This window comes from Bacillus sp. AFS088145 (assembly GCF_002564465.1).
GTDB lineage: Bacteria > Bacillota > Bacilli > Bacillales > Bacillaceae_G > Gottfriedia.
This window is the reverse complement of record NZ_NUUX01000029.1, coordinates 1-19,882: the sequence shown is the minus strand read 5'-3', so window position 1 is coordinate 19,882 and position 19,882 is coordinate 1. Positions and strand designations below refer to the sequence as shown.

General features: G+C 33.1%; 17 protein-coding genes and 2 pseudogenes. 12 read left to right on the top strand and 7 right to left on the bottom strand.

Going from position 1 to position 19,882, the window contains the following annotated elements; all coding sequences use genetic code 11:
- Positions 1–2 precede the first annotated feature (2 nt).
- The gene (locus tag COI44_RS18045) at positions 3–980 is read right to left on the bottom strand and encodes a metal-dependent hydrolase (protein WP_098429171.1); all 978 of its coding nucleotides are present in this window, start codon (positions 978–980) and stop codon (positions 3–5) included.
- A gap of 86 nt (positions 981–1,066) precedes the next feature.
- Between COI44_RS18045 and mutY the strand changes: the two genes are divergently transcribed.
- Positions 1,067–2,164, top strand: a complete 1,098-nt coding sequence (gene mutY / locus COI44_RS18040) for an A/G-specific adenine glycosylase (RefSeq protein WP_098429170.1) — start codon at positions 1,067–1,069, stop codon at positions 2,162–2,164.
- Between the two features lie 53 nt (positions 2,165–2,217).
- On the opposite strand, the gene COI44_RS18035 is transcribed toward mutY, so the two are convergent.
- The gene (locus tag COI44_RS18035; RefSeq protein ID WP_098232667.1) at positions 2,218–2,442 is read right to left on the bottom strand and encodes a hypothetical protein; all 225 of its coding nucleotides are present in this window, start codon (positions 2,440–2,442) and stop codon (positions 2,218–2,220) included.
- A gap of 130 nt (positions 2,443–2,572) precedes the next feature.
- Between COI44_RS18035 and COI44_RS18030 the strand changes: the two genes are divergently transcribed.
- From COI44_RS18030 to COI44_RS18015, 4 genes are all read left to right on the top strand, one after another.
- On the top strand, positions 2,573–2,875 hold the full coding sequence (locus tag COI44_RS18030; protein ID WP_098429169.1) for a gamma-type small acid-soluble spore protein: 303 nt from the start codon (positions 2,573–2,575) through the stop codon (positions 2,873–2,875).
- A 307-nt stretch (positions 2,876–3,182) separates the two neighbouring features.
- Positions 3,183–3,440, top strand: a complete 258-nt coding sequence (locus COI44_RS18025; protein ID WP_098429168.1) for a YgaB family protein — start codon at positions 3,183–3,185, stop codon at positions 3,438–3,440.
- Positions 3,441–3,570: 130 nt separating this feature from the next.
- Positions 3,571–4,101, top strand: coding sequence for a nucleoside tri-diphosphate phosphatase (gene ntdP / locus COI44_RS18020; RefSeq protein ID WP_088014823.1), 531 nt, complete (start codon positions 3,571–3,573; stop codon positions 4,099–4,101).
- A gap of 96 nt (positions 4,102–4,197) precedes the next feature.
- Positions 4,198–5,958 (top strand): ABC transporter ATP-binding protein, encoded by a 1,761-nt coding sequence (locus tag COI44_RS18015; protein WP_098429167.1) that lies wholly within the window; start codon positions 4,198–4,200, stop codon positions 5,956–5,958.
- Positions 5,959–6,468: 510 nt separating this feature from the next.
- Here the strand turns inward: COI44_RS18015 and COI44_RS18010 are convergent.
- From COI44_RS18010 to COI44_RS18000, 3 genes are all read right to left on the bottom strand, one after another.
- A complete protein-coding gene (locus COI44_RS18010) occupies positions 6,469–7,566 on the bottom strand; it encodes an FUSC family protein (RefSeq protein ID WP_098429166.1) in 1,098 nt (365 codons plus the stop codon).
- Between the two features lie 349 nt (positions 7,567–7,915).
- The gene (locus COI44_RS18005) at positions 7,916–12,307 is read right to left on the bottom strand and encodes a glutamate synthase-related protein (RefSeq protein WP_098429165.1); all 4,392 of its coding nucleotides are present in this window, start codon (positions 12,305–12,307) and stop codon (positions 7,916–7,918) included.
- 95 nt (positions 12,308–12,402) lie between these two features.
- Positions 12,403–13,704 carry a glutamate-1-semialdehyde 2,1-aminomutase gene (locus COI44_RS18000; RefSeq protein WP_098429164.1) on the bottom strand — a complete coding sequence of 434 codons (1,302 nt, stop codon included), beginning with the start codon at positions 13,702–13,704 and terminating at the stop codon, positions 12,403–12,405.
- 273 nt (positions 13,705–13,977) lie between these two features.
- Between COI44_RS18000 and COI44_RS17995 the strand changes: the two are divergent.
- From COI44_RS17995 to COI44_RS17970, 7 genes and pseudogenes are all read left to right on the top strand, one after another.
- Positions 13,978–14,767, top strand: a pseudogene (locus COI44_RS17995) (ABC transporter ATP-binding protein); the annotation flags it as partial.
- A gap of 86 nt (positions 14,768–14,853) precedes the next feature.
- A pseudogene (locus tag COI44_RS24960) lies at positions 14,854–14,991 on the top strand (daunorubicin ABC transporter ATP-binding protein); the annotation flags it as partial.
- Entirely contained in the window at positions 14,984–15,775 is a 792-nt protein-coding gene (locus COI44_RS17990) for an ABC transporter permease (protein WP_098429162.1), read from the top strand. The pseudogene COI44_RS24960 and the gene COI44_RS17990, both read left to right, overlap by 8 nt.
- A gap of 3 nt (positions 15,776–15,778) precedes the next feature.
- On the top strand, positions 15,779–16,564 hold the full coding sequence (locus COI44_RS17985; RefSeq protein ID WP_069035236.1) for an ABC transporter permease: 786 nt from the start codon (positions 15,779–15,781) through the stop codon (positions 16,562–16,564).
- Between the two features lie 52 nt (positions 16,565–16,616).
- Positions 16,617–17,024: a potassium channel family protein gene (locus COI44_RS17980; protein ID WP_056468366.1), complete on the top strand. Its 408-nt coding sequence runs from the start codon at positions 16,617–16,619 to the stop codon at positions 17,022–17,024.
- Positions 17,025–17,047: 23 nt separating this feature from the next.
- Complete coding sequence (gene bcp, locus COI44_RS17975; RefSeq protein ID WP_097978289.1) at positions 17,048–17,512, top strand: thioredoxin-dependent thiol peroxidase; 465 nt, start codon at positions 17,048–17,050, stop codon at positions 17,510–17,512.
- 328 nt (positions 17,513–17,840) lie between these two features.
- The gene (locus COI44_RS17970) at positions 17,841–18,278 is read left to right on the top strand and encodes a Fur family transcriptional regulator (protein WP_025672070.1); all 438 of its coding nucleotides are present in this window, start codon (positions 17,841–17,843) and stop codon (positions 18,276–18,278) included.
- A gap of 41 nt (positions 18,279–18,319) precedes the next feature.
- On the opposite strand, the gene COI44_RS17965 is transcribed toward COI44_RS17970, so the two are convergent.
- Positions 18,320–18,679 (bottom strand): YgzB family protein, encoded by a 360-nt coding sequence (locus tag COI44_RS17965; RefSeq protein ID WP_098429161.1) that lies wholly within the window; start codon positions 18,677–18,679, stop codon positions 18,320–18,322.
- Positions 18,680–18,817: 138 nt separating this feature from the next.
- A complete protein-coding gene (locus tag COI44_RS17960; protein ID WP_098429160.1) occupies positions 18,818–19,543 on the bottom strand; it encodes a YwaF family protein in 726 nt (241 codons plus the stop codon).
- Positions 19,544–19,882: the final 339 nt, after the last annotated feature.

Below are 19,882 nucleotides of genomic sequence, written 5' to 3'. Positions count from 1 at the left end.
TTTCAAGATTCCGCTTTTAGTTTTTTCTGTAATTTTTTCTCACTAAAGATCCAGCCTGTGAATGAACTGATAATATTATGTTCGTAGTCAAATTTGACTACTGCAACAAATGGGTAGTAGGTTTCGGTCCTGTACCTTAGATCGATTAGTCTTAATTCTTTGTGGTCGTCATGTCCAATCAATTCCCAAATATAAACCGGAGAAAATGCAAGGAATGATTTAACGTTTTCATCCTTAAAGGCTGCTTTTACGTCTTCAATTACTGGTAACGGGATTCTTTTAAATACGTCGTGGATTTTAAAGATTCTTTTCTTTATTTTGCCAACGTAATGATGAGAATCTGTACTTGCTACAATATGATAATGAGTGTATTTTATAGAAGGTGAAACATAGACACGTTTTACATCCGGTAATTTTTTTGTGACTGTTTGAATCACGATTTGTTTTTGTCGATATCTAAACGCATAGTAAAAAATCATAATGAAATAGAGCATGACACAGATCGGACCGGCTCTAAAATGAAAAATAACAAATGGAACTCCAACTAAATGGATTGCAAAAATAATTGGATCGAAAGTGTTTATGATGCCAAAAGCAATCCAGCGTTTTGAAAAAGGCCTTAGTGCTTGGGTTCCGTAGGCATTAAATAAATCAACAAATACGTGTACACTTACTGCTAGGAAGGACCAGAATAAATAGAGTCCAAAGTGTTCTCTATTGTTAAATAATGTCATAAGTGCAGAAAGTGATAATGTCCATAAAATGACTGCTGGAATTGAATGCGTAATTCCACGATGATGTTTTAAATATTTTGCGTTATTTCTTAATTTTAATATCGTGTCACTGTCTGGTAATTGTGATCCGATGATTGTTGTTAATAAGATTGAGTTTGTCAAATGTGGGTCATTTAGGACAATTGGACTCAGGGTTGCTAATCCGCCAAGTGTAAATCCCATTACAAGATGAGTACCAGTATCCATTTAGTTCCTCCCTTTACTTACCCTTTTAAATTTTATAGTATTGACTATTAACAAAAACATATAGATGTTAGAGAAAGGTATAAGTTATGAATAATGATTTAAATACGACATTAGAAGTTTTCCCCAAAAATGACTTTAAAAATAATTTAGTTAATTGGTTTTTAGCAGAACAGAGAGATTTACCTTGGAGAAAGAATAAAGACCCATATCGAGTATGGGTTTCAGAAATAATGCTTCAACAAACACGTGTAGATACAGTAATCCCTTTTTATAATAAGTTTATGCAAAATTTCCCTACTATTGCTGACTTGGCTAATGCCGAAGAAGAAAAAGTACTAAAAGCATGGGAAGGACTTGGTTATTATTCTAGAGCTAGAAATTTGCAATCGGCTGTACGTGAAGTCCATGAAGAGTATTCAGGGAAAGTACCAGATACGCCAGAATTAATAAGCAAATTAAAAGGTGTAGGACCATATACTGCTGGAGCGATCCTTAGTATTGCATACGGTAAACCAGAGCCAGCGGTTGATGGAAATGTAATGAGGGTATTATCTAGAATATTAACAATTTGGGAAGACATTGGTGTACCTAAAAATCGAAAAATTTTTGAACAAGCTGTAAGAGCTTTAATTAGTCATGAAGATCCGTCTGCATTTAATCAAGGTTTAATGGAGCTTGGTGCATTAATTTGTACACCAACAAATCCTGCATGTTTACTATGTCCTGTGAGAGAACAATGTTTAGCTTTTGAAACTGGAGTTGTGACTGATTTACCTATAAAAAGTAAAAAGAAGGCACCAAAACCAATTAATTTAGCAGTTGGTGTCATTAAGAATATAAATAATCAATATTTAATTCAGCAAAGACCTTCTAGTGGATTACTTGCTAATATGTGGGAGTTTCCAACTGCTGAATTACAATCAACGATGTTATCTAAAAGTGATACACTTAGCTTTTTCTTAAATCAAGAATCTCAATTAGTTGTTGAAGGGTTATCTTATCAATTTAATATTGAGCATGTTTTTTCACATCTTGTATGGAAAATGGAAGTATATGTTGGAAAAGCAATAAATGAAGGTAGTTTATCAAGTAATCAGAAATGGGTAACATTAGATGAGTGTAAAGAGCTCCCGTTTCCGGTAGTTCATCAAAAAATTTATCAACAAATCGAAAAGCTTCAGTAATGAAACAAAGAACCCCAACAAAGAGTTGGGGTTTTTGTGATTTAGGAGTCACTTCAGTCAAAAGTAGGGCGAGTACCACTAGTCCAGTCTGCTTCATTTCTATGAAGACCACCACGTGATTCAATTTCTTTTATTATTTCTTTTTGCATTGTGCTACCTTCAATATTTAAATAACCAGTAATTTGCTGAAATGAATGATGATAGTATTCCAATTCACTATCTTTCCACTGAGTTTTTGGAGTCATTGATAATTCTGAAAGATCTCTGCCAACGTACATAAAAAACCTCCTCATAATTTCTTCTCATAGTTTTCCACTCGAACAGTTCATTAAACAAAAAAATAAAGTAAAGTTTTTTACATATTACTCCGACTAATGGACATCATATTATTCGTGGAGGTGATAAATCATGAACAACAACAACAATCAATTCAATGCTGGAAAAACAGCATCTGGAACTAACATTGGAAAAGTTAAACAACAAAACCAAAGTTTTGGGCAAGAGTTTTCAAGTGAAACTGATGTTCAAGCAGTTAGAGGAGCTAATGCACAATCTACTCAAAAAGCTGCTTCTAAAAACTTTGGACAACAAAACCAAAGTTTTGGACAAGAGTTTGCAAGTGAAACTGATGTTCAAGCTGTAAGAGAAGCTAATGCAAAATCTGCACAAAGATCTTCTTCTGGCAACTTTGGACAACAAAACCAACAATAATTAACTAAAGAGAACATTACTAGAAGTGCGCTGTTGATGAGAGTTAGTGAGTAAAGTAATTTACTTTCTATATTCATCTTCCTGTCTGATGAGAGATCATGCAGTCTAGTTGTTATAAAGAACGTTCAAAAAGAGCACCCTTATATTAAGGGTGCTCTTTTACCTACGTGAAATTTAAGTCCAACATTTTAAATCCACATAGAATTATTAATTTCTTCTCAATAGTCAAATATCGTCAAATGTAGTCAAAGGGATTATGTTAGTTTTCAAGAAATAGTGTAATAATGAAATAAGGATGGTGAATGGTATGCAATTATTCGATGAATTGGTAAGTCGTCAGCTTGAAACAATGGATCAGTTAATAAAGATTCAAGAAGAAATTGAACGATGTCAAGAAATTGAAAACCAACTATTTGAATTAGAGGATTTGTCAAAATTGTCTTCTATCCAAGATGAAATACATATAATGAGATCTGAATTAAAAGCTATCCAAGACACCTTTTTAATACAAACACAGCAAATTATTAAATCTTTCTCAGATGAGAGGAAAATTGCATTAAAATAAAAAAACAATGGGGCATTTTACCAAATTAAACTCCCTTTTGTTTAAAAATGGATAAGAACTAGTTATAATAGAAGTGTAAAGTATAAATAAAGTGTTGAAATGCGTCCACACTAGAAAGAAGGGAGAAAAAATGAACGTTCCCAAACCAGGAGAAAAAATACAGATACATAGTTACAAACATAATGGACATATTCATCGTATATGGGAAGAGACAACCATTTTAAAAGGGACGCAGCAGTTAGTAATTGGCGCAAATGATCGCACGCTTGTAACTGAATCGGACGGTAGAACATGGGTTACACGAGAGCCAGCAATTTGTTACTTTGATATGGATTATTGGTTTAATGTCATTGGAATGATTAGAGAAGATGGAGTTTATTATTACTGTAATATTAGCTCACCATTCGTCTTTGAAGATGGTGCCATTAAGTATATTGACTATGATCTAGATATTAAAGTTTTTCCAGACATGACTTACGTGCTGTTAGATGAAGATGAATATGAGAATCATCGACAAATAATGAATTATCCTCCTATTATTGACCCAATCTTAAAAAAGAACTTAGGTTATTTAAAGGAATTAATTCATCAACGAAAAGGGCCGTTTGCTACCGATTTTATTGATAATTGGTATGAACGATTCTTAATGTATCGTGATTAATCGAAACTGTTGAGCGGACTTAGTCTTTTTGAGAATCAATCATCTCAAAAAGATTGCTCAACAGTTTCTTTTTGAATGATATGAAAGGATGAAAATATGGGAAGTATTAAACGTTATTTAAAATTTGTTAAACCATATCGATTTCATATTTTTTTAACGATTGCGATCGGTATCGTTAAATTTGGAATCCCATTGATATTACCGTTTTTATTAAAATATGTAGTGGATAATATCATTAATTCATCAATACCAATTGCAACTAAAAGCTCACAACTTATTTACATCATGCTAATTGCATTTGGCATTTTTGTTATTGTAAGACCACCTATTGAGTATTTCAGACAGTATTATGCTCAATATATCGGTAGTCGAATTTTATTTGATATTAGAGATCATTTATTTAAACATTTACAAAAACTCAGCTTAAGATATTATGCTAATGCAAAAACAGGTGAAGTCATTTCACGAGTAATAAATGATGTTGAATCTACTAAAGACTTTGTTATTACCGGGTTAATGAATGTTTGGTTAGATTTAATTACAATCTTAATCACAGTTACAATCATGTTAACAATGGATGTAAAGTTAACGCTTGTATCATTAATCGTTTTGCCATTTTATACATTAGCAGTAAAGTACTTTTTCGGTCGACTTCGATTTTTGACTCGTCAAAGATCTCAAGCTTTAGCTGTTTTACAAGGGTTCTTAACAGAAAGAATTCAGGGGATGCAAGTAACACGTAGTTTTGCCTTGGAAGATTATGAAAGCGGACTATTTAAAGCAAAAAATGGGGAGTTTTTAGATCGGGCTCTAAAACATACAGGCTGGAATGCGAGAACGTTTACAATTATTAATACATTAACTGATATTGGCCCATTATTAATAATCGGTTTTTCTGCATATCAAGTCATACATGGTCATTTAACACTTGGTGAGATGGTAGCATTCGTTGGCTATATTGATCGTTTATATGATCCACTTAGAAGATTAGCTAATTCTTCAACAGCATTGACACAATCGTTTGCGTCGATGGATCGTGTCTTTGAATTAATGGATGAAAAGTATGACATCGTTAATCGGGATAATCCAATTTATGCAAAGAAGTTAGATGGTCAAATACACTTTAATCACGTATCTTTTCAATATAATGCTGTTGATGATGAGGTCATTCAAGATGTAACTTTTCAAATTGAACCAGGTCAAAAGATTGCATTGGTTGGATCGAGCGGTGGTGGAAAGTCTTCGTTAGTTAGTTTAATACCACGTTTTTATGACGTAACAAAAGGGTCTATAAAAATTGACGGTGTCGACATAAGGGATTTTGATTTAAAAAGTATGCGTGAAAAAATCGGTATCGTTTTGCAAGACAATTTTCTATTTAGTGATACGGTAAAATCGAACATTCGTTATGGAAATCCGAGTGCTAGTGAAGAAGAAATTATTGCAGCTGCTAAAGCAGCAAATGCACATGATTTTATCATGAGTTTACCAGATGGATATGACACGCTTGTTGGGGAAAGAGGAGTAAAGCTTTCTGGTGGTCAAAAACAACGTGTAGCAATTGCCCGTGTATTTTTAAGAAATCCTTCTATTCTAATATTTGATGAAGCTACTTCAGCTCTTGATTTAGAAAATGAAAGGTATATCCAAGACGCGATTCATGAACTAGCAATGAACCGTACAACAATATTTATTGCACATAGATTATCTACTATTACACATGTAGATAAAATCGTTTATATTGATCAGGGTCATATTGTCGAAATTGGTTCTCATGAGGAATTAATGGCTAAAAAAGAAGCTTACTATCATTTGTTTGAAATTCAAAATTTAGAAACTAGCTCGAGTTCGGTATAGAGGATTAGCACAAAGAAATTCTTTGTGCTTTTTTATTTGAAGAAGTAAGTGTAAATACGGTTTGTAAGGAGAAGAGTACCGACTAATTAATCTGCTGCAAATAAGTTTGAGAAGACCACAAATGAGGAGAACGCAAATAAGTGAATTAAGTGTGCAAATAAATAGCAAACTGCAAATAAAATTCGAAAATCGCAAATAAAATTGGCAGAAGTGCAATTAATATTCGAGAACCGCAAATAAAATCAGCAAAACTACAATTAAAATCCAAGAATCGCAAATAAGATAAAGTATTACCCATACCGGTTAACGTATTTTAACGGAATGATCGCTCGAAAATAGATACTCTCTGTAGGGAAAATAGCAATATTGCCCTAATTTCTTTCCAATCGATCAAAAATCGGCTAATTATCTATGGCAAGGATTGAAAATTTCTGCATCAAATAAAGAACGCTGTCGAGATACCCTACTTACATCTTTCCAAAACAAAAAGCCTCCACAATTCGGAGGCTTTTACATTGTTTCAACCTGTTCAACTTGAACTTGGTATTCTTTGTGATAAGTTTGATGGCTATCAACGAGTGTATTTAAATGTTGAACATTTTCGCTATATTCTAAAATGGCAGATACTACTTGGAATAAATGTAACCATGTTTTTTGTTTTTCTTCGTCATTAAGATCATGGTGGTCCAAGAATGCCTTTGTTAATTTATCTTTTAAGATATTTTCTTCTTTATGAAGTGGAGCAGTTTGATCAAAGTTTACTTTTCCGATTAATTTCATTAAAGCATGTTCGTGAAATTGCATTAAGCATGTAAGTTCATTTTTTACTAAATCTTGGAACTCTTTCGGAGATGCGTTAATTTCATATTCTAATCGGTTTAAAGCTTTTAACGTATCAAATGCGTTATCGGCTGTGACAAGCATTTGTCTAAACAATACGATTTTACGAGCTTTTTCATGCTCTTTTTTCTTACGACCAACAAGAATGATTCGGTCTTCTTTGTATAAGCGATATATTTTCGTAACATTTCTCATGATTTCTTTTAATGAATAAATTTCATCTTTTAAACCATTATGGCTAACAGTTTTGTGTAGAGCCATCATCATTAATTTATTTGTTTGTTCAGTAATCGAAATCATGCCACGAGATAATTTTTTTTCATAATTTGGTGGCATTAAGAAAATATTTACAAATGATGCAGCTAAAACACCAATTGTTACTGCCAAAATACGATCGAAAGTAAAAATGGCAAAGTGTTCGGTACTTGTACTTACTTCCATAATAACGACTACAGTAACTAATGTTGTAGCAATTGTATTTTCGAGTTTTAGTTTTAATGTAATGAGAATCACGAGAATACATGTAAATCCTATAATTACCGGATTATTCCCTAGCGTAATCACTGCAATAATTGCCAGTATCGCACCAATCAAGTTAGCTTGAAGTTGTTCAATTAACGTTTTATATGATTGGTTTACTGATGATTTTAATGCCGAAATAGCAGAGATACCTGCAATCGAAGCTGTTGATAAATCAAAAAACATCGCGCTATAAATGGCGAGCGTAATAGCTATACCAGTTTTTAGAACACGCGCTCCTAATCTCATTGTATTACTCCTTTTTGTTTGTCTAGCTTAAAGCTTGTAATGAAATATGAACGTTTAACTATATTACTACTAAACTACTATTTATTACATCGAGTGTTTTTCAAAATTTCTTCAATTTAAAGTAACTTTTATTATTTTCTCATGTAACATCCTGTAACTATACAATGAACTACACGCATTATCAATACAATTTTTTAAGAAATTTTGTTAATTATATGAATGAGGAAAAAGATTAAATTATTAGTTAAATTAAAAGATTTCGAACTTAAAAATGAAAGGGCTTTACTGTTAAATAAGGTGGTAGAACTATGAAAAAAGAAGCGAAATATTTCGCTTCTTTTTTATAAAATCATTCAGTTGAAACAGACGGATCCGCTTGTTCTTTTTTAGGTTTAATTTGTAAGAAGTTTTGTTCAATGTCGTCTAATAAACTTTGAACAAATACAGCTTCGTCATGTTGATTATGCTGAGTTAAAAGTGATATATATTTCTCTAACAATTCATTTAGATCGTTTTTACCAGTTTGATCGACGGGTACAATACTTACACTTGCACCTTTTGCGATTCGATTTTTGTAAGCTTCCTTAGTAAGGCCTAATTCAGATGAATTTCGAACATAAATTACTCCGCCAGTCATACCAGCACACATCCATGGACCTGGATCTCCTAGAACAACTGCACGACCACCAGTCATATATTCAAAAGCAAAACCGTTTATATTTGCTTTTGCACCAAGGCGAGTTTTCTGTGAAATAGGTTGGCTAGGTTGATTACGGCCACCAATTACAACATCTGCTCCTGATAAACGAATGCCTGCTCGCGAGTCAGCGTTACCTTGGATAAAGAATTGTCCTTTTTGTGCTCCATACGCAAAGCATTTTCCGACAGAACCACCAAAGTATTGTCCGTTAGCACCTAAAGCTTTACTAATAAAAATCGTTCCACCAAAAGCAGTTTTTGCTACACCATCTTGAGCTCCGCCTTGAACGAATACAGAATAATCTTCTACTGTATAGGTTCCTAAGCCATTTCCAGGAATGGATTGATCCTCGAAGCTAATCTCGACAGGGGAAGCTCCACCTTGCGTTTGTTTTTTTACTACTAGGTCATGGATTAGTAAACTGCCGGCATGGCGATATTCATTGTCAACCTTTGCATAAACTCCAACGTCATTACTTTGAAGTACTTTAGCAGATTCTCCATTCGAAAGTACATATTCTTTATCCTCAATTTTATTAGTAGATAATAAATTAGTTAAACTTAGCGTATCTAAAAATCTTGTTTGTTTTAAGAATTCAGTTTTACCAACAAGCTCTTGAGCATTTTTTACTCCTAATGAACCAACAATCACTTGCAATTCATCTTTGAATGCAGTGAAGAATTGTACTAAATTTGTTACTGCTGTTTCTAGTTGTCTAGGTGTGAATTTTCGTAAACCGTGACGCATTGCTTCAATTTCTGATTCGATTTGTGTTGCAATACCAACGTGGCATGTATCTAAATGACAACCACGACATGTCGTACAACCGATTGCAATCATTGATAAAGTTCCAAATCCTATACGGTTTGCACCTAAAATCATCATTTTTACTACATCATTTACGCTTTTCATTCCGCCATCAGCCCAAATCTCGACAGAATTACGTAAACCAGATTCTAGTAGTGCATTGTGAGCTGCACGAACACCAATTTCAACTGGTAAACCTACATTTTGAAGTGCATGAACACGGGCAGCACCAGTACCTCCATCAAAACCGCTAATATTGATAAAGTTTGCACCCGCTTTTGCAATACCAACAGCAATTGTGCCGATATTAGGAACAACAGGGACTTTTACAGCAACTTTTGCTTTTGGATTAACAGCTTTAATTTCACTAATCATTTGAGCTAAATCTTCAATTGAATAAATATCATGATTATTTGAAGGTGAAATTAAATCAGAACCAAGTGTTGCATTTCTCGTTTCCGCAATTTTTTGGGTTACCTTTGAAGCAGGTAAATGACCACCTTCACCAGGTTTTGCACCTTGACCGATTTTAATTTCAATTAAGTTAGATGAGTGAAGTAAATTAGCATTAACTCCGAATCGACCTGAAGCAATCTGCTGTCCACGAGTGTTAGGATATTTTCCAATCATATCTTGGATTTCTCCACCTTCACCATTTAAGCTAATCATATTCAGTCGATTTGCACCTTCAGCATATGCTCTAAAAGCAACTTCATTTTGAGATCCGAATGACATTGAACTGATAATAAATGGTAGTGAGTGAGTACCTATTTCTAATGAAACCTGACTTGAATCAACTGGTTTACTACTTTCCACTAAAGAAAGCGCATGACGTACTGTAGTTGGTCGTTCTTCTTCAATTTGATTTAATTTTTGACGGTATGTTTCATAACTACCTGTTTGTGCCGTTTCTCCAATAGCTTTCCAAATTCGAGGGAATACGTGGAAAGATTTTGGCATAGCTGCGTTATTTGCGTTGTAATCTTCAGAACGTTTTTTAGAATCAGCCTCTAATAATTTGAATCCAGAAACGGTTTGATCACCGAAGAAATTTATAACGCCTAAAGACGAAGCGATATCTTCTTGTAATCCAATACTACTGAACATTTTTGCATAGCCTCGTAGCTCATGCATACCTATTGTTGAAATAACTTTTTCGATACCTTTATTTAAAACATCATAAAGTTTTACTATTTTTTCAGGAGCATCCAATTCTGAAATTGTTCCAAAAAGGAAATGAGGATTAATTGCATCCGCTCCTAAACCTTTCATTACCATTAAATCGTGAAGATTACGGACTGCAGCTGTCTTTAAGACAATCGAACAGTTTCTTCTTAATTTAGCATTCACAAGTCCATTATGGATTATTGCTGTAATAAGAGCCGGGTCAATCCAGTATTGATTATTTTTATGAGCTTCATCATCGGTAATAACAATACATTCTGCACCATTTTTTACAGCTTCTACTGCTTCGTATTTATATTGGGACAACGTTTCTTCTAAAGGTAAATTAGAAAATGTACTTTGAATTGTATGAAGTTTATTTTCTAATTGATATAGATTTAGAATTTCTTCATACGAAATTTGTTGACGACTAGCTTTTAACGTATTTCCTACAAAACCATCACCTAATATCGGAGAAGGGAGTTGTAGAACAATGCCTGAATCTTTCTTTGTAATGGATGGCCTTTTTCCTAATATGACAGAAATAGAGAAATGCTCTGTTTCACGATCACGATCGATCGCAGGGTTCGTTACTACTGCAACTGTTTCTTTCATAAAGTCAGAAAGATTTTTTCTAGCTTCATCTAAACATGCTAGTGGTGCGTCATGCCCTAATGAACGAATAGGTTCTGCACCTTTTTCTGCCATTTGTTCAACTAATTGGATTTGTTCCTTTTGCCATCCAAAAGCTCCATATTCAAACGGATGAATTGAAGGGGGTGAATGTTCAACGTAATCAGCTGAACTTGCTTCTTTATTTGCTAGATTCATTGTTAATTTTTCGTTTAATTTCGTTGTAACGAAATGCGTTAATTCACGGTGTGTTAATAGTTGAGCACGGTCTTTTAATAAATTAATACCGACTTTTTCTCCAGGCGAAAGAGCATGTGGCTCAGATATAAATACTTCTGGAGAAAGGATGCCTTGCTCGGATGAAAATACATAATAATCATTTGTTTCAAGTAACCAAACAGGACGTAAACCTAAAGCGTCCACACTAGCAACAAATTCATTTCCTTCTCTTGTAAGTACACCAGCGGGACCTTGACAATATGGACCGAATGTACTTCGAATCGTATTGTAAATGGAGTTTACTTCTGGATCTGCTTCATATTCTGCAGGTACAGGTGGGAATAACAGTTCCATTGCTTCTTTCAAAGAGTAGTTATATTTATGAATAAGCGTCTCAAGTGTAATATTTACATCTTGTGAATCACTATTTCCATGCTTAATATTTGCGCCAATTTGTTTTGCTTCAATTCTTAATTGTTCGATTGTATTAATTTCGCCATTATGTGCTAGCATGCTAAATGGTTGAACTCTTGAAAACGAAGAAGATGTGTTTGTTGAGTAGCGATTATGACCGACAACAACAGATGATTGAAAATTAGGCTGCTGTAAATCTGAATAGTATGACAATAAAGTATCGATTGTTCCCATTACTTTATAAACACAAGTTGATTGACTGAGAGAGACAACAGTTACATTTGTTTTTTTGCTAATAATATTTGTTAAATCAAACAGAGTGGTACTTTGGTGATTTTTAATTGGGAGTAAAGCTACTTGTAAGAACTCAGGTTCTACTGCTTGAGCGATCGGACCAAGTGCTGATGTAAAGGTTTGATTACAACTATGATATAAAGTTTCATAACCATTTTCTTCAAAAATTTGGAGCAATGTTTGTATTTCTGATTTTTCATCTAAGAAGAAATGTCCCACTGTAAATGAAGGGTGTGAAACAACTTCTGGACTAATTCCTACAGATGTAAGTTTTTCTTGCCAAAGCAGAGTAGGGATGTCAGTCTGAATTCCTACACCATCACCTTCACCGTTCGTAAATCCCGCTCGATGATTCATCTTTCGTAAACTTTTTGCAGCAATATCGATCGTATCTCTTGTTTGAGTTATCGAACGATTGATAAAGGCAACGATTCCACATGCATCATGTTCGTTATTGTAATAATCTCTAAATAAACCTGGTGACCATTCTGTTTTCGTTTGAAATTTCATTTAACTACCTCCTATTTTATGGTAAAAAAATTGATTATTCAGAATTAACTATGTATGAATAGAGGTCACTTCAAGTTGTAGTGACCTCAGATATATCATAGTTTAATCGTAGATAATTTTAGGAACGCGTTCCCAACAGCGTTAATAGTTTGATGAACATCTTGTTCAGTATGAGCTGTAGTTAAGAACCAAGCTTCATATTTTGATGGTGCTAGATTAATACCTTCTTCTAAAAGAAGTTTAAAAAATCTACCGAAAACTTCTCCATCTGATTCTTTTGCTTCTTCATAATTCGTTACTTCGTCAACGTTGAAATAGACAGTTAAAGCACCTTTTAAGCGGTTAATTTTTATATGGATGTTGTGCTCATCTGCTTTTTCTTGAATACCTTTTTCAAGAATAGCACCTAGACGATCTAATTCTTCATAGACACCTTCTTGTTGTAATACTTCAAGACATGCAATACCAGCTGCGATTGATGCTGGATTACCTGCCATCGTACCAGCTTGATATGCAGGACCAAGTGGGGCAACTGTTTCCATAATTTCTTTTTTACCACCATAAGCTCCGATCGGTAATCCACCGCCTATAATCTTACCAAGAGCTGTTAAGTCTGGTTCAATTCCTAATAAGTTTTGTGCTCCTCCATACATAAATCTGAAGGCAGTAATTACTTCATCATAAATGACTAATGCACCATGATTGTGCGTAATTTCATTTACAGCTTCTAGGAATCCTTCTTGCGGTTCAACGATTCCGAAGTTACCGACGATTGGCTCAACAAGTACACCAGCTACTTCATGACCCCATTTTTCCATTGTTTCTGCATATGCTGTGGGGTCATTAAATGGGACTGTAATCACTTCATTAGCTATGCTTTGTGGTACACCAGCGGAATCAGGAGTACCAAGAGTAGATGGGCCAGAACCTGCAGCAACAAGTACTAAATCTGAATGACCATGATAGCACCCAGCAAATTTAACGATTTTAGTACGACCAGTGTATGCTCTCGCTACACGAATAGTTGTCATTACGGACTCAGTACCTGAATTTGTAAATCTGACTTTATCCATACTAGGAATCGCTTCTTTTAGCATTTTGGCAAATTGTACTTCAAGTTCATGAGGAGTACCGTAAAGGACACCATTTTCTGCTGCTTTTGTGATTGCAGCTGTAATATGTGGGTGAGCGTGGCCAGTGATTATAGGACCGTATGCTGCTAAATAATCTATATATTGATTGCCATCAACATCCCAAAAATATGCGCCTTTTGCACGCTTCATTGTGACAGGAGCTCCGCCACCAACTGCTTTAAACGATCTTGAAGGACTGTTTACTCCTCCAACGATGTGTTCTAAAGCTTCATTATGTATTTCAATTGAATTTTGATTATTCATGGAGTACCTCCCATTATTGATAAAAAAATGAAAGAATTTAACCGGCATCTTTACATTATTTATGTGGTTAAATTACATTTTAGCACGAAATTTTAGCGCGTGGTAAATGTAAGCCTTTACAAGTTGAAAAGAAATTTGAACATTTTGTAGAATCTATATTTTTCACAAAAATAGTCCGAAAAAAATTGGAAACTACTTTTTAGTACTTTTTTATTGTACTTAGTTCGTATTTCAAATACACTAAGCGACGGAATAAAAAATGGAGGCAGTCTTATGGAAAACATAATTGAAGTTCAAAGCTTACACAAAGAATTTAAAACTTTCTTGAGTCGCTCAGGTGTAAAAGGTGCATTTAGAGATTTGTTTACAAGAAACTATAGAACAAAAACAGCCGTTAATAATATAAGCTTTTCTGTAAAAAAAGGTGAAATGATGGCTTATATCGGGGAGAATGGTGCAGGCAAGTCGACTACAATTAAAATGTTGACGGGAATACTAACGCCTACTTCTGGAGATGTGACAGTTAATGGTTTCCACCCTCAAAAGGATCGAGAGCGTTTTGTAAAATCAATAGGTGTCGTATTTGGACAAAGATCTCAATTATGGTGGGATATTGCAGTACAAGAATCATTTCGATTACTAAAAAAGGTTTATCAAATACCAGATAAGCAATATGAAGAACATATGGGTTATATCATAAAGACTTTGGATATTGAGCCTTTATTAGATCAACCTGTAAGAAAGTTATCTTTAGGTCAAAGAATGAGATGTGAATTAGCAGCTGCGTTAATTCATAATCCACCTTTATTATTTTTAGATGAGCCAACAATCGGATTAGATGTATTAGTAAAATTAAAAATTCGCGAGTTTTTAAAAGAGTTAAACCAAAAATATGGCACAACAATTCTTTTAACAACCCATGATATTTCTGATATAGAGGCATTATGTGATCGTGTAGTTATGTTAGATGAAGGAAAAATCATTTATGATGGAAAACTTGAACAGTTAAAAGGGCAATGGGGCGAAGAGAAAGAAATTCAATTCCAGTTTATTAAGCCAGTAAATCATACTACATTAAATGAATTAATCGGACGAACTGATGTAAAATGGAAAGAAGAAGAAGGTGAAAATATTTGGAGTGTTACATTACCGAATGATGAAACACTTATCTCTATGATTATTGCAAAAGTAGTTCAATCAAATCCCGTAAAAGATATGAAGATGTTAGAAATTTCTACAGAAGAAATTATACGAAATATCTACCAAGAAGGTATTAGTAATGAGTAAGTATATTGAAATCATTCGAATCCGTTTTTTAATGATGTTAGCATATCGTACAAATTATTACACCGGGATTGTTATTTATACAATTAATATAGGTGCTTATTTCTTTTTATGGAAAGCGATCTATGGTCACCAAGGATCAATTCAAGGTGTTTCAGTTAACCAGATGACTACTTATGTAGCAATTGCTTGGATGGCAAGGGCGTTTTATTTTAATAATCTTGACCGTGAAATTGCTGAAGAAATTGTAGAAGGTAAAGTAGCAATAGAACTTATTAGACCTTATAACTATTTACTTACTAAAGTGATGCAAGGGTTAGGTGAGGGGATTTTCAGATTCTTTTTCTTTTCAATTCCAGGCTTTATTATAGTTACTTTAATTTTTCGTTTAGATGTTTCATTTAATTTAAAAACTTTAGGTTTATTTTTAATTGCTTCGATTTTCAGTTTTGCAATTAATACACAATTGAATTTATTAACAGGTTTAATGGCATTCTTCCTTCAAAATAATATGGGATTTATTCAAGCTAAACGTGTCATCATTGATTTATTTTCAGGCTTAACGATTCCAATCACATTCTTTCCGGTTTGGGCACAAGATGTAATGAAGTACTTACCATTTCAAGGAATCAGCTATATTCCTAGTATGATTTTTGCTCAAGGCATAAAAGGTGAATTGATTTTAAGAGGCCTTTTATTTCAAGTAATTTGGATCATTATTTTATGCATCCCTATTACTCTTATATGGTATAAAGCTAAAAAGCATCTTGTTATACAAGGAGGTTAAAGAATGTTTTATTTAAATATATTTCTTCAATATTCAGGTCAATATTTAAAAACGAAATTACAATATAGAGCAAACTTCTTTTTATCATTTTTATCAGATTTGATGGCTCAGGCTGTAAATTTAATTTTTATATTATTAGTTTTCAATCATACTTCACTTATTGAAGGATGGAACCGAGACGAAATTGTATTCATATATGGTTTCTTTTTAGTTCCGTTTGCTCTTTTTGGTTCTTTTTTTAATATATGGGATTTTAATGATCGTTACATTGTAAAGGGAGAGTTTGATCGTATTTTAACTCGACCAATTCATAGTCTTTTTCAAGTAGTATTAGAGAAAATGGAGTTAGAATCGTTACTAGGTGCTATTACTGGATTGATTATTATGATCTATGCAGGTTTTAAATTAGGACTTTCAATCACTTGGTATGATCCATTTTTATTTCTATTAATGGCTTTTGGTGGAATGTTTGTTTATGCTGGAATCTTTATCGCATTAGCAAGTATCGGTTTTTGGTCAGATGCAAGGACGTCTATTATGCCGTTAATGTATAATATAGGAAACTATGGTCGTTATCCGATTAATATTTATCATCCAATCATTCGCTTTGTATTAACATGGATTTTACCATTTGCATTTGTTGGTGTTTATCCGGCTGCGTATTTTCTACGTAGAAGCGAATGGTATGTCTATTCATTCTTAACGCCTGTTATGGGATTAGTTGTTTTTGTTATATCTGTTCTAATTTGGAATCAAGGTGTAAAAAAATATAAAGGTGCGGGTAACTAAGCAGTATTCTATTTCAATAGCTTGTTTCATAAATTGAAATGAGGTGATTGGAATGGGAACTGCTTTTTTCTTTTTTATTTCTATCTTTGCGATTTTGTATAGTCTAGTGTATTTATGGAATACTTCAACTACAAAAGTCAATAAAAGTCTTATTTCAATTAATAATTACATTCTTTTATTTTTAATATATGGAACGGTACTTATAGGCTTTAGCGCAGTGTATTTTATATTAGAGCGAGGGCCACATCCAATTTTAATTGAGCATTCTATTCCTATTGAAGGGACTAATTACAATATAATGGGGTTATGCTTATATTTTAGCGCAATCACCCTTTTGTCTGTAGGCTACGGGGATATTGTACCAGTGGGGATCGGAAGATGGGTTGCTATGGTTGAAGCGCTCATCGGTTATACGATGCCAGCGGCTTTTGTTTTACAAGTATTTAAAGAAGAACGTTAATATTTATGATTAAGGAGATTATTATGACTGTTGAAATTGGAATCAAAGCACCGGAATTTACTTTACCAGCAAGTAATGGAGAAGATGTAACTTTATCAGACTTTAGAGGTAAGAAAGTAGTTCTTTATTTTTACCCAAAGGATATGACACCAGGTTGTACTACGGAAGCTTGTGACTTTAGAGATTCATATGAAAGGTTTATGAATAGTGGAACTGTCATTTTAGGAATAAGTCCTGATCCTATAAAAAGACATGAAAAATTTATAGAAAAACATCAGCTACCATTTTTATTACTTTCAGACGAAACAACTGAAGTTGCAAAGTTATATGATGTATGGAAATTAAAGAATAATTTTGGTAAGGAATATATGGGGATAGAACGTACAACATTTTTAATTGATGAAGAAGGTTGTATCGAAAATGTATGGCAAAAGGTTAGAGTTAAGAATCACGTTGAAGATGTTTATAGTGTAATTAGTCGATCTTAAAATTGTACAAACTATTTGGGTTAATTAACTTGATTTATGTTAAGTTTTTTTGAGAAAGAATCGTTTTATCTAAAATAATCGAGCTTTTCGTCTATACCTATATTGCTTTAGAGAATATATTGAAGTATAGGGCATACCTCCTCAGATGATAGCATATTGAAGTGCGAGAGAATTCTCGCACATTTTTTTTGTTTTGGTAGATGGAATATAAGCAGTGGCTAATTTTTTTAAGAAATTCTCAAAAAGTTGACAAATATTCTTGCAGTTGAATAAACTAATAATAAGTAATTAATTTTGGAACTATTTTATAGAAACGGGGAGAGCGGCGTTGCATAAGGAAAATATTCAAGATGCAATTTTACATTTAAAGAATAGCGGCGTACGTATTACACCTCAGAGGCATGCAATTATAGAATATTTAATAGGAAGTGGAACACATCCAACTGCTGATGAAATCTATAAAGCACTTGAGGGAAAATTTCCAAATATGAGTGTGGCAACAGTTTACAATAATCTCAGAGTATTACGTGAAGTAGGAATGGTTAAAGAATTAAACTTTGGTGATTCTTCTAGTCGTTTTGATTATATAACAACTGATCATTATCATATTATTTGTGAAAAATGTGGTGAAATGAATGACTTTCATTACGACGGATTAGAAGGAATCAATCTTTATGTTGAAAAGGAAACGGGATTTGAAGTAACCAATCATAGAATGGAAGTATACGGTATTTGTCCTAAATGTAAAGAAAAAACATTATCATAATAAAGCACATTACATAATTGTAATGTGCTTTATTTATTATGCTATTGTTTAACATCTCGTTTGCTATTATATTTTTCATTAAATTCTTTTCCTTCTAATGAAGGATCTAATGTAAGTGGCTCATTACAATACATACAGATGTCAACTTTACCAAGCATTTTAGTCGTTTTGTTACAATTCGGACAGATGACTTGAATTGTTTTTGTAGACAGCATTCCGATCCAAAAATAAACAACTGTACTACCAATAATAGCTAAAAATCCTACAAGCATAAATATAGTCATGACAATCTTATGCTCTCTGAAAAATACACCACCATACATAATGATGAAGCCAATAAATAATAATGAAAGTGCAAACGTTCTTATATTATTAATTTTACTACTTTTCTTTTTTGCCACTTTGTCCACCCCATTCATTGTAAATATAGCATAAATGAGATAGGAAATGTTAGTGCTAACATGGAAAACAATTCGAACTTATTTAATGAAATTAATGAATTTTGAATTTAAGGTAAATACATGACATTCTCACATTAATTAATTGATAGTATGATCGGATGGTACCTGGTTTATCTGATGCTTTTTGTTAGAAAAATGAATTGGGAGATATAAAATCAAAAAATAGGGGATAAGAATTAAGCCTAATACAATTAAGTAATATGGCCATTGCCCAAAAAAGTCTAGCAAGTTTGCTCCAGCTGGTTTAGCTCTTAAAAATAGGTAGTTTCCTTTTATGACATAATCCAGTAAGTAAATAGGTATAGCCAATAAAATTATATAGAGGAAGGACTTTAATAATGAACGGAGAGTTGGAGTATATCCAAAGATAAATGTCATATAACAAATAGAAATAATGATTCCTCCGTGAGTAGTGAAAAATTGTATATATTTAAAATGAGGAAAGCTATATTTAATATCTGGAGTAAGTACGGCTTGGATAGCCCCAGCTAATCCCCAAAAATAGATAATCTCATAAACTTTATAATTTCTTGTAATGAGTGTATAACAGCATAGATACATACTTATATCGCATAGTTGGAGAGGTAATGAATCGCCCCAATCCCACTGGTTCGTTTTAATAAGCCATCCATATAATAGAAATTCAACTGTAAGCATTGGGACGATTAATAGAGTGCGGAGGAATAAATCTACTTTTTTCTTATTGTTTATTAAATTTCTGAAGTAAAACAAACAGATAAGAAGGAGGAGAATGATTAATAATGTAATATTATGTTGCTTTGAAAACAATACGAAACCATTCATTATTTACACCTCTCTCAAATCGGTTGGATGCTATTGTAAAATATGCTAATGATAGGATCCTTTCATTTTACTTTTTTAAGTGTATTCAGTTTGTTTGTATTAAAGTATTATGACTTAATATTTATATATCCAAATACATGTGTATTCTTTTTAGAAAAGAGTTTCATCTTTTTTGAAAAAAACTTTTAAAAAGTATTGACGCTGTGATTTATCGATGTTATATTATTCTATGTCGCCAAGAGATAACGGCGTCGAAAGAAAAAAGAATTAAAAAAATGTTGACAAGCTCTTCTGAGAATGTTAACATGAAAAAGTCGCTAATGACGCGACGAAGTGAAC

Excerpts from the sequence above, each read along its gene's own strand:
- COI44_RS18045 (WP_098429171.1), bottom strand. The coding sequence starts at position 980 with ATGGATACTGGTACTCATCTTGTAATGGGATTTACACTTGGCGGATTA.
- mutY (WP_098429170.1), top strand. The coding sequence starts at position 1,067 with ATGAATAATGATTTAAATACGACATTAGAAGTTTTCCCCAAAAATGAC.
- COI44_RS18035 (WP_098232667.1), bottom strand. The coding sequence starts at position 2,442 with ATGTACGTTGGCAGAGATCTTTCAGAATTATCAATGACTCCAAAAACT.
- COI44_RS18030 (WP_098429169.1), top strand. The coding sequence starts at position 2,573 with ATGAACAACAACAACAATCAATTCAATGCTGGAAAAACAGCATCTGGA.
- COI44_RS18025 (WP_098429168.1), top strand. The coding sequence starts at position 3,183 with ATGCAATTATTCGATGAATTGGTAAGTCGTCAGCTTGAAACAATGGAT.
- ntdP (WP_088014823.1), top strand. The coding sequence starts at position 3,571 with ATGAACGTTCCCAAACCAGGAGAAAAAATACAGATACATAGTTACAAA.
- COI44_RS18015 (WP_098429167.1), top strand. The coding sequence starts at position 4,198 with ATGGGAAGTATTAAACGTTATTTAAAATTTGTTAAACCATATCGATTT.
- COI44_RS18010 (WP_098429166.1), bottom strand. The coding sequence starts at position 7,566 with ATGAGATTAGGAGCGCGTGTTCTAAAAACTGGTATAGCTATTACGCTC.
- COI44_RS18005 (WP_098429165.1), bottom strand. The coding sequence starts at position 12,307 with ATGAAATTTCAAACGAAAACAGAATGGTCACCAGGTTTATTTAGAGAT.
- COI44_RS18000 (WP_098429164.1), bottom strand. The coding sequence starts at position 13,704 with ATGAATAATCAAAATTCAATTGAAATACATAATGAAGCTTTAGAACAC.
- COI44_RS17990 (WP_098429162.1), top strand. The coding sequence starts at position 14,984 with ATGAGTAAGTATATTGAAATCATTCGAATCCGTTTTTTAATGATGTTA.
- COI44_RS17985 (WP_069035236.1), top strand. The coding sequence starts at position 15,779 with ATGTTTTATTTAAATATATTTCTTCAATATTCAGGTCAATATTTAAAA.
- COI44_RS17980 (WP_056468366.1), top strand. The coding sequence starts at position 16,617 with ATGGGAACTGCTTTTTTCTTTTTTATTTCTATCTTTGCGATTTTGTAT.
- bcp (WP_097978289.1), top strand. The coding sequence starts at position 17,048 with ATGACTGTTGAAATTGGAATCAAAGCACCGGAATTTACTTTACCAGCA.
- COI44_RS17960 (WP_098429160.1), bottom strand. The coding sequence starts at position 19,543 with ATGAATGGTTTCGTATTGTTTTCAAAGCAACATAATATTACATTATTA.